Below are 14,922 nucleotides of genomic sequence, written 5' to 3'. Positions count from 1 at the left end.
CGTAAATTATGAGAGCAATTATTTCACGTGGCGGCGAAGACGCAGCGCGGGCCCCGTGAGCATTCTTGCGTTCGTATTGCATCGCGCTGGCACTTCCAGCTTGCGCGCGTCTATAACGTAGTGTTACCAGGACTCCGCCTTGAAACCCATTCCCGCCCTCCTGCTTGCCGCCGGCATCCTGTCGCCTTCGCTGGCCTTTGCCGCCACCCCGGTGCAAGCCGCGCCGACCCAGAAAACCGCCCAGCCTGCCTCCGCCCGCGCCGCCGCCGTCAAAGTCACGTCCGTCGAAGGCATCACCGAATACCGGCTGGCCAATGGCTTGCGCGTGCTGCTGTTTCCCGATGCCAGCAAACCCACGCTGACGACGAATATCGTCTATTTGGTCGGTTCGCGCCATGAAAACTATGGCGAAACGGGCATGGCCCATTTGCTCGAGCACTTGCTGTTCAAGCCCAGCGCCAACTTCGGCGTGAAGAAGGGCAGCAAGACCCCGGTCGAGATCCTGAACTCGACGGGCGCCCAGTTCAACGGCACCACCTGGTATGACCGCACCAATTACTACGCCACCTTCCCCGCCAACGACGACAATCTGCGCCAGATGCTGGCCATGGAAGCGGATCGCATGGTCAACGCGGCCATCGACCAGAACGACCTGTGGAATCCGAAGACGCAGAAGGGCGAGATGACGGTGGTGCGCAACGAGTTCGAGATGGGCGAGAGCGACCCGATCGGCGTCACCAGCGAACGCATCCAGGCCATCGCCTACGATTGGCACAACTATGGCAAGTCGACCATCGGCGCCCGTTCCGATATCGAGCAGGTCAACATTCCCCGCCTGCGCGCGTTCTATCATAAATATTACCAGCCAGATAACGCCGTGCTGATGGTGGCGGGCCGCTTCGATGAAGCGAAGGTCTTGAAGCAGATCAATGAACTGTTCGGCAAGATCCCGAAACCGACGCGCGTGATCGAACCGACCTACACGGCCGAACCCGTGCAGGATGGCGAGCGCGCCGTGACGGTGCGCCGCAGCGGCGGCACGCAATTCGTCGGCGCCGGCTACCACGTGGCGCCGTCCGGCAATCCGGACGCCGTCGCCATCGAAGTGCTGGGCCACGTGCTGACGGACGCGCCGGCCGGCCGCCTGCACAAGGCGCTGGTGGAAACCAAGCTGGCCAGCAAGATCGAATACAACTCCGTGAGCAACCTGGAGCCGGGCTACAACCTGTTTGGCGCGCTCGTCCCCGTCGATGGCAACCTCGATGCGGCGCAAGACGCCATGCTGAAAGTGCTGGAAGACTTGAAGTCGCAGCCCGTCACGGAAGCGGAAGTGGCGCGCGTCAAGCAGCAGCTGAACAAGCAGATCGAACTGGCCACCTCGAACACGGCGAGCCTGACGATCGCCCTGACGGAATCGCTGGCGGCCGGCGACTGGCGCCTGTTCTTCCTGCAGCGCGATCAGCTCGACAAGCTGACGGCGGCGCAGGTGCAGGCGGCGGCCGAGAAATACCTGAAGACGTCGAACCGCACGCTGGGACGCTTCATCCCCACCGACGCGCCGGACCGCACGGTGGTGCCGGCCTATGCCGACGTGGCGCCGCAGCTGGCCGGCTACACGGGCCGCGCCGTCGTGGCGCAGGGCGAGGCGTTCGACCCCAGCCCCGATAATATCGAGGCGCGCACGACGCGCTTCACCTTGCCGAACGGCTTGAAGGGCGCCTTGCTGCCGAAGAAAACCAAGGGCAGCACGGTCAGCGTCGTGTTGAAACTGCAGATCGGCAGCGAGGACAGCCTGCGCGGCAAGGCGGCCGTCGGCAGCTACACGGCCAACCTGCTGTCGCGCGGCACGGACAAGCTGTCGCGCCAGGAAGTGAAGGACAAGTTCGACCAGCTGGGCATGCAGGTGGCGATCGCGGGCGGCGCCGAGGGCGTGACGGCAATGCTCACGGGCAAGCGCGAGAACTTGCCGGCCGCCATGGACCTGCTGGCGCAAGTGCTGCAACAGCCGGCCCTGAGCGAAACGGAATTCCTCGAGTTGCAGCGCGAGCGCGTCGGCCGCGCCGAGCAGGAATTGCCCGAGCCGCAACCGCTGGCCGTGAACGCCTTCCGCCGCCTGCTCGACGCCACGCCGGAAGGCCATGTGCGCCACGTGGCCACCTTGCCGGCCGAACTGGCGCAATGGAAGGCCATCAAGGTTGCCGATGTGAAGGCTTTCCACGCGGCTTATTATGGCGCCGCCAACGCCACGTTTGCCGCCGTGGGCGATTTCGATGCGGCCGCGCTGAAGGCGCAAGTGGCCAGCCTGTACGGCAGCTGGAAGGCGCAGCAGCCGTATGTGCGCATTCCCGACGCCGTCAAATCCGTCAGCGGCGAGAAAGTGACGCTGGAAACCCCGGACAAGGCCAACAGCGTGCTGTTCGCCATCCAGCCGATTCCCCTCAAGGATGACGCCGCCAGCTATCCGGCCTTGCTGATAGCCAACCACATGCTCGGCGGCGGCGCCTTGCGCAGCCGCCTGGCCGACCGCATCCGCCAGAAGGAAGGCCTGTCGTACGGCGTCGGTTCGCAAGTGGCCGTGCCGTCGCGCGAGCCGGCCGGCTACTGGATGGCCTACGCCATCAGCGCGCCGCAAAACACGGGCAAGGTGGAAGCGGCCCTGCGCGAGGAAATCGCCAAGGTGCTGGCCGACGGCTTCACGCAAGAGGAACTGGCCGAAGCGAAGAAGGGCTGGCTGCAATCGGAAGAAGTGGGCCGCACGCAGGATGCGGGCCTGGCGCGCGAACTGGCCGGCTACCTGGCGCAGGACCGCACCATGGCCTACGACAAGGACCTGGAAGCCAAGGTGGCCGCCCTGACCCTGGCGCAAGTGAACCAGGGCTTGCGCGAGCACCTGAAACCCGCTGCCGTCTCGATCGTGACGGCCGGCGACTTCGCCAAGGTGGCGAAAGAGGGCGAGAGCGGCGCCAAGGCGACGACGTCGAAGTAAACCTTAGCCGTACATAGAAAAGCCCGCTGGCAAGTCACCTTGCCAGCGGGCTTTTCTTATTCTGCGATGTTGATTTTGGCCTGAACGTTACACCGCCTGACAAAACCTCGCGAGCGTCTGCGAATTGTGGCCGAGAAGCGCAACCGTACGGAGGTACGGTGAGCATCGCAGGCCGCAAGTCGCTACGCGCAGCAGGTTTGGTCAGGTGTTACCCCCGTGGAGCCATTTCGGCGACGTAGATCTCGACGCGGCGATTGCGCGCCCGGCCCGACGCATCGGCGTTCGAGGCGATCGGCTCGCGCGCGCCGCGGCCTTCGGTGACGATGCGGGTCGGCGAGACGCCGCGCATGGACAGGTAGTCGCGCGTGTGGGCGGCGCGTTCCACCGACAGCGGTTCGTTGATCGAATCGCTGCCCGTGCTGTCCGTGTGGCCGATGATGCTGACCGTGGTGTTCGGGTTTTCATTCAGGGTCGCGGCAAAGCGGTCGAGAATCGGGCGGAAGTTGCCCTTGATGTCGGCGCGGTTGGTGTCGAACGAGATATCGCTGGGGATTTCCATTTTCAGGCGGTTATCGGCCGTCTGCGTCACTTGCACGCCCGTGCCTTGCGTGGCTTGCTCCATCGCGCGCTTTTGGTTTTCCATGCGGTTCGACCAGATATTGCCGACCACGGCACCGGCTGCGGCACCGAGCAGGGCGCCGCCGGCCGTACGTCCGCCGCCGCCACCGCCCGTGGTGCCGCCGATCAGCGCGCCCAGGCCGGCGCCAACGCCGGCGCCGGTAGCCGTGCCACGTTGTGTGGAGGACATATCAGCACAGCCCGTGGCGGCCAGCGCGAGGACCAGCATGCCGATCAGGGATTTGGCGCCAGGGCCGTTTTTGTATGCTTTCATGGATTTTCTCCTTGTTTTGTTATTGGGACATACCCAGGAACTATCTGCAAACTACCTGCACACGTTACTGCAAAATGGGCCGGTTTGCCAGCGCGCGGAAAATCGCGCGCGAGGCAGGCACAAGCGGCACGCAAAAGGGCGGCGCCCGTTTGCACGCGCGCCGCCACCGTCAGCCTGCATCAGCCGGCATGTCTATAGTCCGCGTCCGCTGATCAGGCGCAACAGAACCATGATCACGGCGACGACCAGCAGGATGTGGATGAAGCCGCCGATGGTATAGGAAGTAACCAGGCCCAGCAGCCAGAGAATGATGAGTACTACTGCGATTGTATAGAGCATGATGCGTCCTCCGAGAGTAGTGTGTGGATGGCGGCGCCGGCCTGATTCCGGCTTGCAAGCCGGTAGCTGCGGGCGCTGCCATCATATGTTTGCCATTCACGTTGCCATGTTGATCGCGCAACGTTGATGCCATGACTTATTGTCTAGTTTATTTCTGAAATGATCTGTACGCTGCCGTACACAACACCTATTTAGTCCGGTGCCCGGCCGGCGCGCGGCGCGCGGCCCGTTCCGGCTCGCTGGCCATGCCCGGTATCCAGGCCAGCATGCCGGCCATGCCGACGGCGCCGGCCAGGCAGCTGAGCAGGCCGCCGGTAAGCAGCAGCATGACGCCGAACACGGGCGCGCTGGCGGACGCGGGCGCCAGGTCCAGCGCGCAGAAGCCGAGCGCGGTGGCCAGCATGCCGCCACCGATAAAGCCCAGCCAGATCCTGTTGCCGCCTGTCTTGTCGCTATCCATAGCTTCTCCTGTGGTGATGGGACATCCGTTGAACTTTCCTGAATGCATCATCTCGCGCCACGGGTAGCTCATCTGTACGCCAACGAACATTATCAAAAAGAAAACGCCCGGACAGGCCGGGCGTGTGTTGAATTGGCAACATTCAGTTGCGTGGCGGCGCCGCGCTGTCGCCGTGGCGGGCTTAGCCGATGGCGCGCAAGCCGCCGTTGACGACGCGCACGCGGTCGCCCTGGCGCCAGTTCGGCGCGGCGCTCTGGTGCACGGTGCGCGTCTTGCCGTTGTCGAGGCGTACGACGATGTTGTAGCTGCGCGTGGCGCGCACGCTGCCTTCGATCTGGTTGCCGGCGACGGCGCCGCCCACGGCGCCCAGCACGGTGGCCAGCTGCCTGCCGTGGCCGCCGCCAACCTGGTTGCCCAGCAAGCCGCCGACGACGGCGCCGCCGGCCGCGCCCACGCCGCTGCCTTCGGCGCGCGTATTGACTTCATGGATGGCTTCGATCACGCCGCAATTGCCGCACACCTGCGGCGCCGGCGCTGCCGCCACATATTGTGGCTGTGGCTGTGGCTGCTGCTGCTGCTGCTGCTGCTGCTGCTGCATTTGCGGCTGTGGCTGCTGTTGCTGCGGCGGCAGGGCGGCCAGCGGCTGCATGCCCGCTGCCGGCTGGTTCGCCTGCAGGCTGGCCAGCTGTTCCGCCGAGGCATTGCCGCTCAGGGGCTGGGCATCGCCCTGCGACGAGGGCAGCCAGCCCATCAGGGCGGCCGTGCCGACGCCGCAGAACAGCAGGACCGCGACGGCGGCGGCAAGTACCAGCGGATGGAGGGATTTGGTGGTGGTAGTCATGGAGTGCTCCTTGGTTTTTAATAATGGGTGCTGCATATAAATAAGTGATGCAAATCAGTGATGCAGGCCGTCCGCATGCGCTGCCGCAGGCCAGTCAGGCCAGTGTGCGGTGCTGTCTCCTTCGCTTCCGTGCGTCACCGTACATACAGGACCGGTGGCGCACCGTAGGCTAGGTAAAAATTATGTCGAGTTGTAACGACACCCAGGAAAAGGCAATGCCACCCATGACCGCCAGCATGAACCTGTCCCGCGACACAGGCCGTTCCGGCTTGAGCACGCCCGCCGCAAGCAACCGCTTGCTGGCCAGCCTGCCCGAGTCCGACCTTCGGCACCTGACGGCGCTGTTCGACACCGTCACGGTCGACGTGGGCGACGTGCTGTACGAGCCGGGCCAGCCCATCGGCTACATTTATTTTCCCGGCGATTGCCTGATCTCGCTGCTGGCCGTGGCGGAAGGCCGCATGACCCTGGAAGTGGGTTCCGTCGGCCGCGAAGGCGTGCTGGGCGCATCCGTCGCGCTGGGGCATGACCTGGCGCAAGTGCGTGCCGTGGTGCAACGTTCCGGCACGGCCAGCCGCATCGCGCGCAGCGACTTTTGCGCCGAATTCGCCCAGCTCGACTCCCTGCAGCGCCTGCTGTACCGCTACACCGACACCTTGCTGGCGCAAGCCATCCAGATCGCCGTGTGCAGCCGTTTCCACGTGCTCGAGGCGCGCCTGGCGCGTTCGCTGCTGATCACGCGCGACCGCCTGCAGTCCGAAAAATTCCACCTGACGCATGAATTCCTCGCCCATACCCTGGGCGTGCGGCGCGTCGGCGTGACCAAGGCGGCCAGCGCGCTGCAACAGCAAAAACTGATCACCTACAGCCGCGGCAATATCGAGATCCTCGATTCGGCCGGCCTGGAAGCCGTGTCTTGCCGCTGCTACGAGCTGGTCAAGGATACGGGCGCCATCGGCATGGCCAACGTCTTCGTTTAATCGCTGCCTTCGGCAAGCCATTCGAAACTTTCCCGACAGGACCTGGACGCAAAAAAGCGGGGCGGGCGCCTGCGCACCCACCCCGCTTTTTGCCTGCCGATTACTTCGGCTTGACCTGATTGCCGATCACGCCACCGACGGCGGCGCCGCCGACGGCGCCGACGGCGCTGCCGCCCGTCAGCACGGAACCGGCGACGGCGCCGACACCGGCGCCGATGGCTGTGTTTTTATCCTGGCCCGACATGTTGGCGCAGGCGGTAAGGCTCAGCAGCAGAGCAGCGACGGAAGTGGTAGCGGCGAGTTTTTTGATGGTTTGCATGATAAATCTCCTGTGAATTCGGACCTCGTGGCGCCGGCAAGGTAGGGGCCGGAAGGTAGTTCGTGACGCCACGTCTTGGGTGTTTCAGGCACGATCACAGGATAGGATTGCGACAAGATAGGGTCTGTTCGGCAACGCACATAGGTGTGTAACAATTGTAAATGCACCCAGGCGCAGCTTATTGGCGGCCTTTGCGCACGCTCTTGCCCGGCTTCGGCGCCACCGGCTTGACGCGCGCCTGCGCCAGCAGCGCCGCGCATTCGCTGTCCTCGCCGGGGCCAGCATTGACGAGCGGCAGCAGGGCCGCCACGGGCGCCACCACGGCCAAGGCCAGCGCGCCGCCCGCGCGCAGGGCCAGCACGCCCTTGTCGACGCTCACGTCCGGCTTGCTGAAGGTGCCGTGCACATACAGGGGCGAGCGCAGCGAAAAGATGCGCAGCCCCTTGCTGTCCGGCTGCAAGGTCAGGTCCAGCCGTTCATCGGCCAGGTTCACCGTGCCGTCGACATGCAGGATGGCGTCATCGGTGTCGACGATGAACTGGCGCGTGCGCATCAGCCCCTTGTTGACGACAAAATCGGCGGCCATGCAATTGAGCTTGACCTGCTTGTCGCCTGCCAGCTTGGTGAGCACGATGCTGCCGATATTCAAGCCCATTTCCTCGAGCAACAGCTTGCTGATGCTGCCCCGGTTGATCAGCGCGCGCACTTCGCCATTCGACGTGCCCAGCAAGGTGGCGACGGAATTGCCCGTGGCCGACAGCGAGGCGTCGCCATTGATCTCGCCCACGCTGGCCTGCAGCGCCGGCAGGCGGGGGAACAGCTGCTTGATGTGCAGGTGGCGCGCGCTGGCCTTGAGCTCGGCGGCGATGCCATTGGCGATGACCTTGCCGCTGCCGTCGAGCTTGATCTGCGACGTCAGGGTGCCGCCCGCCACATTGAAGTTGAGCGGCGTCAGCGACAGCACGCCGTCCGTCAGCACCACATGCGTGTCGAGTTTGCTGATCGGCAATTCGGCGTCGCGCGTGATCTTGTCGGCCGTGTAGCGCACGTCCGCGTCCAGGCTGGTCCAGCGCTCCGTCTTGAAGGTTTCCACCGGCAGCACGCGGCCGGCCGGCTGCGTCGAGGGCACGCCGCGCTCCTTCTTGCTGGCGCTGGAATCGGCGCCCACGAGCGGTCCCAGGTCGGAAAACTGCAGCAGGCGCGAGTGGACGTCGCCCGTCAGGCGCTTGCGCGGCTTGCTGGCGGAAAAGGCCAGCTTGCCGCTGATGTCGCTCGAGCCGACCTTGCCGCTGAACTGCTCGTACACCCATTCGCCGCCGCCGGGCGCCAGGGTGCCCGTCAGATGGCCTTCCGTGCTGAAGCGCGGCGTCTCCGGCAGCAGCACGCCCGTCAATGGATACAAACGCGCCATGCTGGGGCCGGACAATTTCAGGCGCACGTCGAGCGCGGCCAGGCTGGCCGGGCGCGTCAGCGTGCCTTCGATGGCCACGCTGCTGCCGCCCGCGCGCATGTCGGCCTGGATGGGGAAGGGCGTGCCTTGCTGTTGCAGCGACAGCACGCCGCCCGCCTTGCCGCCGCCCTGGACGGTTTCACTACGGTAGGTGCCCGACAGCTTCCAGGCGATGCCATAGCGTTTGTCGTCCGCGAGCGTATCGACATCGGCGCGCATCGCCGTGTGCGTGAGGCCATCCGTCAGGACCACGGTGCCCTTGCTGAAGACCACGCTTTGCAAGTCGAGCTTCCATGGCGACGGCTGGTCCTGCGGGTCGAAGGTCCAGTTGTTCTTGCCGTCCTTGCTGCGCAGCAAGCGCACCTGCGGCGTGTCGAAGCGTAATTCGGGAATGACGATTTTCTTGTCGAGCAGGGCCAGGGGATTGAGCGAGAACGCCAGCTGGCCGACGCTGGCCAGCGGCTCCCCGCCGTCCGCGTCCGCCAGGGTGCTCGGGTTACCCAGGCGCACATCCTGTGCCTGCAGATGGGGCCACGGCAGGGAATCGCGCCACGTGCGTTCTGCCACGTTGCGGGCCGGCTGCCGCCACGTCAGCGACAGGTCGCCCGCGATGGCGAACGGCCTACCCAGCGCTTCGCTGGCGCGCGCATTGAGCCACGGCTTGGCGCGGTTCCAATCCATGTTCAGGAGAGTGACGGCGGCAGCGACGGGCAGGGCGACAAGTACGGCGGCGCTGGCGAGGGCGATTTTCTGGCGGCGGGAGAGCGAGATAGTGCGTGGCATCGGGCGATTCTTTCTGGACAAGTATTTGCGATGCTACAGGAATCGCTCCAAAGCCGGGTTCGTTTCATGTATTGCTGGCGGGCACGTGCGCTGGCGCACGTTGCCGCGGAGAGTATTGTCGATTTCCTACCCTATGTGCGGCACCGAACGGATATGCGCAGAGGCGGGGCCTATAACGTCATACATCAAACGCAGTTCCTGATTTCAGATGCACATGGTACCCACCGCTTATACATTCTCCAGGAGAAGAAAAATGACAAACCGAGATTCCTTGAAAACCCCCTTGGCCGCACTGGCCGCCTGCGCCGCCGCCCTCGTCTTCATGACGGGCTGCTCCAGCCTGAAAACGCCGGCCACGGCCGATGTGGCCGTTTCGCGCGCCGCCGTCGACAATGCCGCCAGCGCCGGCGCCGCCGACCTGGCACCCGATGAAATGCGTTCGGCCCGCGAAAAGATGCGCATGGCCAACCAGGCCTTGAAGGACCGCGACTACAAGACGGCGCGCGACCTGGCTGACCAGGCGCAGGCGGATGCCAAGCTGGCGCAAAGCAAGGCCAATTCGGCCAAGGCCACCACGGCCGCCGATGAAATCAACGAGAACATCCGCGTCATGCGCGAAGAGCTCGACCGTGCCAACCAGCAAGCCCCGAAACAATAAGAACAGGATTCCATCATGAAAAAAGCTACCTACACCACCATCCCCGGCCTGCTGGCCATGGCCGCCCTCGTTGCCGCCTGCAGCTCCGCGCCGACCACCACCAGCCTGCTCGACCAGACGCGCGGCGACTACATGGCGGCGCAGTCGAATCCGATGGTGTCGACCTATGCGCCACGCGAATTCCGCGAAGCGAGCGCCGCGCTCGATGCGGCCAACGCGGCCGCCACGCGCCAGGACGATAGCGAGAAAGTCGACAAGCTGGCCTACCTGGCCAAGCAAAAAATTGCGACCGCACAAGAGGTAGCCAAGCAAAAGGCGGCCGAGGCGGACATCGCCAATGCAGGCAAGCAGCGCGACCAGCTGCGCCTCGATGCGCGCACGCAGCAGGCTGACCAGGCGACGGCACGGGCCCAGGCGGCGCAGGCGGATGCGGAAGCGGCCAAGGCCCAGGCGCAGACGGCGGAAGCGTCGGCCCGCGATGCGCAGGCGCGCGCCGCCGCGCTGGAAGTGCAGCTGGCCGACCTGGCCGCCAAGAAAACCGAACGCGGCATGGTGATAACGCTGGGCGACGTGCTGTTTGGCACGGACAAGGCGAACTTGACGGCCGATGGCGCGAACACGGCGCGCAAGCTGGCCGACGTGCTGAAAAACAATCCGCAGCGTACCGTGCTGATCGAAGGTTTCACGGATAGTACGGGCGGCTCCGCGCACAACCTGGAACTGTCGCAACGCCGCGCCGAATCCGTGCGCAATGCGCTGCTGGAGCAGGGCATCAGCCGCGACCGCATCGCCACCAAGGGCTATGGCGCCGCGTATCCGGCAGCCGGTAATGACAGCGCGGCCAACCGCCAGTTGAATCGCCGGGTGGAAATCGTCTTGTCGGAAGATAACACGGCGATTCCCGCCCGCCGTTGAGCTGCGCCGCCTGGCGCGGCATAGAAAGGCAGCACCGGCCGCTTCCTGGCCGGTGGATACCCACGTAAGACTTGAAAGGAAGCATCATGACCCAAACATCTGTTGAGATTCCGTCGGGCATCGACACGGCGGCCATCCGCGCCGCCGCCAAAAACCTCGATGACGGCGCCGTGACGGCCGGCTATCAGGGCAACCGGCAGGAATTGATTACCCTGTTGAATGGGGCGCTGGCCACGGAACTCGTGTGTATTGCGCGCTATAAACGCCATTACTACACCGTGAGCGGACGCGACAATGGCACCATCAAGGCCGAGTTCCTCGAGCATGCGCAGCAGGAACAGGAGCATGCGGACTGGCTGGCCGAGCGCATCGTGCAATTGAATGGCAAGCCAGATTTTAATCCGGCAACATTGCTCGCGCGTAGCCATGCCGAGTATGATGACTCCGAGGACGTGCAAAGCATGGTGCGTGCCAACCTGATCGCGGAACGAGTGGCGATCGAGTCATACCGCCAGATGATCGTGAAAATTGGCGACAGCGACCCGACGACACGCCATTTGTTGATCAAGATCATGGCTGTCGAGGAAGAGCACGCCGATGATATGCGCGATCTAATGGAATAGTGTTTTTGAGTAAAGTAGGTATAGTAACCACATTCATCCACAGCTAAGGAGCTAAACCATGTTGGAAAACAATATCACCACCGTTAATAACGATGTCAAAACCTTGGTCAAGGATGCGCAAGCCCTGTTCAGCGCCGCTGCCGCGCTGACGGGCGAAAAAGCCGATGAAGTCCGCGTCAAGGGCATGAAGACCCTGGATGCCGCGCTGGCCAAGGCGCATGAAGCGCAAGCATCGGCTATCGTTGCCACCAAGCAGATCGCTGCCCAGGCGGATGGTTATGTCAAGGAAAACCCATGGCGCACGGTGGCCGTCGCCGCTGGCGTCGGCGTGCTGGTCGGCTTCATCCTGGGCCGCAAGTAATCCACTGTCAGGAGCGATATGGACAAGTCTGCTACGTCTCACCAGGGGCCGGGATTGATCGGCTCGGTTACCGGCCTGGCCAAAAACGCCGTCGGACTGATGTTGTCGCGGCTGGAACTGGCCACCATCGAACTGTCGGAAGTGCGCAATCACGTGTTACAGCTGATTGTCATTTTCGCGCTGGCGACGGTGGCAGGCTTGTTTGCCATCGCTTACGGCAGCGTGCTGGTCGTTTTCCTCGCCTGGGATAGCCTGGGCTGGAAGATCCTGGCGATCATGACGGTCGTGTTCGTGCTGCTGGCCATCGGTCTGGTCATGTATGCGCGCGCCATGCTGCGTCAAGGAAAGTTGTCCATGCCGGCCACCATGGCGGAATTGAAGGCTGACCGCGACATGCTGATGTAGGCGGCTGGCGGGCAGCGCGCGGATGCGTTCCGGCGCCGCGCCCGCCCGCTCCGCACTGCCTTACGAGGAGAATTCATGTCGGATAACGACAAACTGGCGGCGCAAGCCGCCCGCAAGCGCCTGCTCATTGCCCAGGGCGAGATGTATCGCGTGGGCATCGTGCATGCGCGCGCCAATGTGGGCTACGCGCTGCGCCCCGATTCGCTGTTGCAGGGCGTGGTCGAGACGGCTGTCGGCTTTGCCGGCCACCGCGTCGAATCCCTGCTGGCGCCGGGAGGCATGCGCCTGCAAGGCGCGATGCCGTATGTGCTGACGGCGCTGTCCTTCATCGGCCGCAAGAAGCTGGTCAAGCCGGCCCTGATACTGGTGGCCGTGGCCGCCATAGCCACGGGCTGGCTGCGCCGCAAGCGCTGATCGCCAGCCTCCGTTGCGCAGGAACGCCGTCATCGACGGCGTTTTTTTTGGCTATGTCATTGTCAAGTGTGGGAATGCTCCCAACGTTGCTTTCAATAACGTTTCGGGTGAACGGATGCGCCTGGCGTCGAGTATCCAGCGCCATCCCAGATAATTCGGCAGGTAGCGCGTCGCCACGCCGTGAAATGGCCGTAGCCATTGCCGCAAGCGGCTGTGATAGGCGTTGACGTTCTGCACGTGGGCGGCGCCTTGCACGCGGATGCCGGCGCGCAAGTTGACAGTCTGGTGGCTGATGCCCGCTTCGCTGGCAAAAGCCCGGTAGGCCGCATGCTCATCGGTGACCAGCAGGATATCCTTGTCGATCACGGGCGATAGGCAGCGGTGCAGCTGTGCCTTCGTCAACGCCCCTTTGCCCGTGACGAAATCCAGGGTTTGCCCGGTGCGGTCGCGCGCCACCAGGATGCAGACTTGTTCATTGGATATGCCGCGTTTGTGCGCACGGCCACCCCGGTGGCGGGCCGGACGCGTCATCTGTCGCGCCCCTTTTTCCGACTCCAGCACGTAGAGCTCGTCAGCTTCGGCGATGCCATGCAAGCCATGCGGCCGGTCCGTCTTCGCTATGCTGAGAAAGCGGTGGCGCCAGCGAAACGTCGTGTTGCGGTGCAATCCCAGCTGTAGAGCGGCCTGGCGCACCGAGGCGGAGTCGAGCAGGCAATCGGCATACTCGAGCCATAGCGCCTTGTGGCGCAAGCGGGCAAGCGGCGTGCTCGTCAAGGCATTGAAGGTGCGGCCGCAGGGCACGCAGCGGTAGCGCTGCAGGCCGTGCGCATGGCCATGTCGGTGCAGGTGAGCCGAGTGGCAGGCGGGACAGGCCAAGCGCGTCTGCGCGACTTTTTCAAGCAGCGCCACGGTCGCGTCGTGGGGCGTATTGCCCTGCAACAAGGCGATTCCAGCCTGCCGCTGGCGTCTGCTCAGATGAGCAAACTGCGCGATAAAGCTGATCCATTCGGCTGGCTGCATGATCTGCTCCCTGCATGGTGAGTCTGCAGAGTCAGACAGCGCAGCCGGGGAATGATTCCATCATTTCCCCTATTTACCGAGGACAGAGCCTTTTTTTTCGCCAGCATCCGGCATCTTGCGCGCGCGGGCGCCAGCGCGCGCACAAGTGCGGGCCACAATCCCTTACAATGATTCACGCCGCATTCCGCGCGGCGGACACAGGGGCTATCTTGATGATGCATTCGAAGACACCGGTCAATTCCTTGAATCCTTCGCGCCTGCGCATCGTGCTGGTGCTGCAGGGCGGCGGCGCGCTGGGCGCCTACCAGGCCGGCGTCTACCATGCGCTGCACGAACATGGGCTGGCGCCCGACTGGGTGGTGGGCACGTCGATCGGCGCCATCAATGCGGCCATTCTGGCTGGCAACAAACAGGAAGACCGCCTCGTGCGCCTGAAACAGTTCTGGCAGCGCATCGCGCACCGCGACAGCATCGACATGAACCTCGTGTCCGACCAGCAGCGCCGCTCGAACATCTGGCTGGCCACCCTCGACACCATCATGCGCGGCGTGCCCGGCTTCTTCAAGCCACGCGCGTTCAGCCTGTTTCCTGCCGGAATCGCCGTCAAGCCGGAGGAAGCGAGTTTCTACGACACGAGCGAGCTGGCCGGGACGCTCGAGGACCTGGTCGACTTCGATTACCTGAACCAGCCCGGCGGCATGCGCCTGACCGTCAATGCCCTGCGCGTGAAATGCGGCAGCCTGACCAGCTTTGACAGCCAGAAGCAGCGCCTGACGGCCGACCACATCCGCGCCAGCGGCGCCTTGCCGCCCGGCTTTGCCGGCGTGCGCGTCGATGGCGACCTGTACTGGGATGGCGGCCTGTATTCGAATACGCCGCTGGAAACCGTGCTCGACGATACTCCCCACGTCGACACGCTGGTCTTCATGGTCGATTTGTGGAGCTCGGAAGGGCCGGAGCCGACCACGCTCGATGAAGTGCAGACGCGGCAAAAGGACGTCACGTTCGCCTCGCGTTCGAAGCGCCATATCGAAGACTACGTCAACACGCATACCCTGCAGCATAAATTGCGTGAGCTGTATGCCCGGCTGCCCGACGACGCGCACAGCCACCGGCAGGCGGAAGAGCTGGTGGCGCTCGGCTGCGACAGCACCATGCACATCGTGCGCCTGCCGTACGCGGGCCGCGACTGGCACATGGCCGCCAAGGACATCAATTTCTCCAAGGGCTCCATCGAGTGGCGCTGGGAACAGGGCTACCAGGATGCCTTGCGCGCGATCAAGGCGGCCGGCTGGCTGGCGTTTGTCACGGAAGACACGCCGCTCGTGGTGCACGAGTTGCCGCCCTACGAGCGCGACGTCGCCTAGCGACACCCGTCCACCCCTGTCGCGCGTCGGTATGGGCGGCCTGCGATGCTCACCGGCTCGGCGCCCGCACTGAGTACGGAGAGGTGCTACTTGGCCACCTCAACCTTCC

General features: G+C 64.3%; 16 protein-coding genes. 9 read left to right on the top strand and 7 right to left on the bottom strand.

What is annotated here, in order from left to right; translation table 11 throughout:
- Positions 1 to 139 precede the first annotated feature (139 nt).
- Complete coding sequence (locus YQ44_RS18440) at positions 140 to 2,986, top strand: M16 family metallopeptidase (RefSeq protein ID WP_071324626.1); 2,847 nt, start codon at positions 140 to 142, stop codon at positions 2,984 to 2,986.
- A gap of 208 nt (positions 2,987 to 3,194) precedes the next feature.
- Here the strand turns inward: YQ44_RS18440 and YQ44_RS18435 are convergent, their stop codons facing one another.
- The 4 genes from YQ44_RS18435 to YQ44_RS18425 all read right to left on the bottom strand — a co-directional run bounded on the left by YQ44_RS18435 (position 3,195) and on the right by YQ44_RS18425 (position 5,518).
- Entirely contained in the window at positions 3,195 to 3,878 is a 684-nt protein-coding gene (locus YQ44_RS18435; RefSeq protein ID WP_071324625.1) for an OmpA family protein, read from the bottom strand.
- 192 nt (positions 3,879 to 4,070) lie between these two features.
- Complete coding sequence (locus YQ44_RS29075) at positions 4,071 to 4,217, bottom strand: lmo0937 family membrane protein (RefSeq protein WP_010396376.1); 147 nt, start codon at positions 4,215 to 4,217, stop codon at positions 4,071 to 4,073.
- Positions 4,218 to 4,404: 187 nt separating this feature from the next.
- Positions 4,405 to 4,677, bottom strand: a complete 273-nt coding sequence (locus tag YQ44_RS18430; RefSeq protein WP_071324624.1) for a hypothetical protein — start codon at positions 4,675 to 4,677, stop codon at positions 4,405 to 4,407.
- A 181-nt stretch (positions 4,678 to 4,858) separates the two neighbouring features.
- Positions 4,859 to 5,518, bottom strand: a complete 660-nt coding sequence (locus YQ44_RS18425; RefSeq protein WP_071324623.1) for a glycine zipper 2TM domain-containing protein — start codon at positions 5,516 to 5,518, stop codon at positions 4,859 to 4,861.
- Between the two features lie 236 nt (positions 5,519 to 5,754).
- Between YQ44_RS18425 and YQ44_RS18420 the strand changes: the two genes are divergently transcribed.
- Positions 5,755 to 6,498, top strand: coding sequence for a Crp/Fnr family transcriptional regulator (locus YQ44_RS18420; RefSeq protein WP_071326605.1), 744 nt, complete (start codon positions 5,755 to 5,757; stop codon positions 6,496 to 6,498).
- A 100-nt stretch (positions 6,499 to 6,598) separates the two neighbouring features.
- Here the strand turns inward: YQ44_RS18420 and YQ44_RS18415 are convergent, their stop codons facing one another.
- Both YQ44_RS18415 and YQ44_RS18410 read right to left on the bottom strand, forming a co-directional pair.
- Positions 6,599 to 6,817, bottom strand: coding sequence for a glycine zipper 2TM domain-containing protein (locus YQ44_RS18415; RefSeq protein ID WP_071324622.1), 219 nt, complete (start codon positions 6,815 to 6,817; stop codon positions 6,599 to 6,601).
- 178 nt (positions 6,818 to 6,995) lie between these two features.
- Positions 6,996 to 9,050, bottom strand: a complete 2,055-nt coding sequence (locus YQ44_RS18410) for an AsmA family protein (protein ID WP_071324621.1) — start codon at positions 9,048 to 9,050, stop codon at positions 6,996 to 6,998.
- A 253-nt stretch (positions 9,051 to 9,303) separates the two neighbouring features.
- Between YQ44_RS18410 and YQ44_RS18405 the strand changes: the two genes are divergently transcribed.
- From YQ44_RS18405 to YQ44_RS18380, 6 genes are all read left to right on the top strand, one after another.
- Complete coding sequence (locus YQ44_RS18405; RefSeq protein ID WP_071324620.1) at positions 9,304 to 9,708, top strand: DUF4398 domain-containing protein; 405 nt, start codon at positions 9,304 to 9,306, stop codon at positions 9,706 to 9,708.
- A gap of 15 nt (positions 9,709 to 9,723) precedes the next feature.
- Entirely contained in the window at positions 9,724 to 10,623 is a 900-nt protein-coding gene (locus YQ44_RS18400; RefSeq protein ID WP_071324619.1) for an OmpA family protein, read from the top strand.
- Positions 10,624 to 10,709: 86 nt separating this feature from the next.
- A complete protein-coding gene (locus YQ44_RS18395; protein WP_071324618.1) occupies positions 10,710 to 11,246 on the top strand; it encodes a ferritin-like domain-containing protein in 537 nt (178 codons plus the stop codon).
- A gap of 58 nt (positions 11,247 to 11,304) precedes the next feature.
- Complete coding sequence (locus tag YQ44_RS18390; RefSeq protein WP_071324617.1) at positions 11,305 to 11,607, top strand: DUF883 family protein; 303 nt, start codon at positions 11,305 to 11,307, stop codon at positions 11,605 to 11,607.
- Between the two features lie 18 nt (positions 11,608 to 11,625).
- Complete coding sequence (locus tag YQ44_RS18385) at positions 11,626 to 12,012, top strand: phage holin family protein (RefSeq protein WP_071324616.1); 387 nt, start codon at positions 11,626 to 11,628, stop codon at positions 12,010 to 12,012.
- Positions 12,013 to 12,087: 75 nt separating this feature from the next.
- On the top strand, positions 12,088 to 12,426 hold the full coding sequence (locus YQ44_RS18380) for a hypothetical protein (RefSeq protein ID WP_071324615.1): 339 nt from the start codon (positions 12,088 to 12,090) through the stop codon (positions 12,424 to 12,426).
- Between the two features lie 51 nt (positions 12,427 to 12,477).
- Here YQ44_RS18380 and YQ44_RS18375 read toward each other — a convergent pair whose 3' ends face one another.
- Positions 12,478 to 13,446, bottom strand: coding sequence for an IS1595 family transposase (locus YQ44_RS18375; protein ID WP_071324614.1), 969 nt, complete (start codon positions 13,444 to 13,446; stop codon positions 12,478 to 12,480).
- 212 nt (positions 13,447 to 13,658) lie between these two features.
- Between YQ44_RS18375 and YQ44_RS18370 the strand changes: the two genes are divergently transcribed.
- Positions 13,659 to 14,813 (top strand): patatin-like phospholipase family protein, encoded by a 1,155-nt coding sequence (locus YQ44_RS18370; protein ID WP_232250938.1) that lies wholly within the window; start codon positions 13,659 to 13,661, stop codon positions 14,811 to 14,813.
- Positions 14,814 to 14,922 lie beyond the last annotated feature (109 nt).

The organism is Janthinobacterium sp. 1_2014MBL_MicDiv (assembly GCF_001865675.1).
In the GTDB taxonomy this organism is placed as follows: Bacteria; Pseudomonadota; Gammaproteobacteria; order Burkholderiales; family Burkholderiaceae_D; genus Janthinobacterium.
Note: the sequence above shows the minus strand (reverse complement) of the source record. Positions and strands in the feature narration are given on the sequence as shown.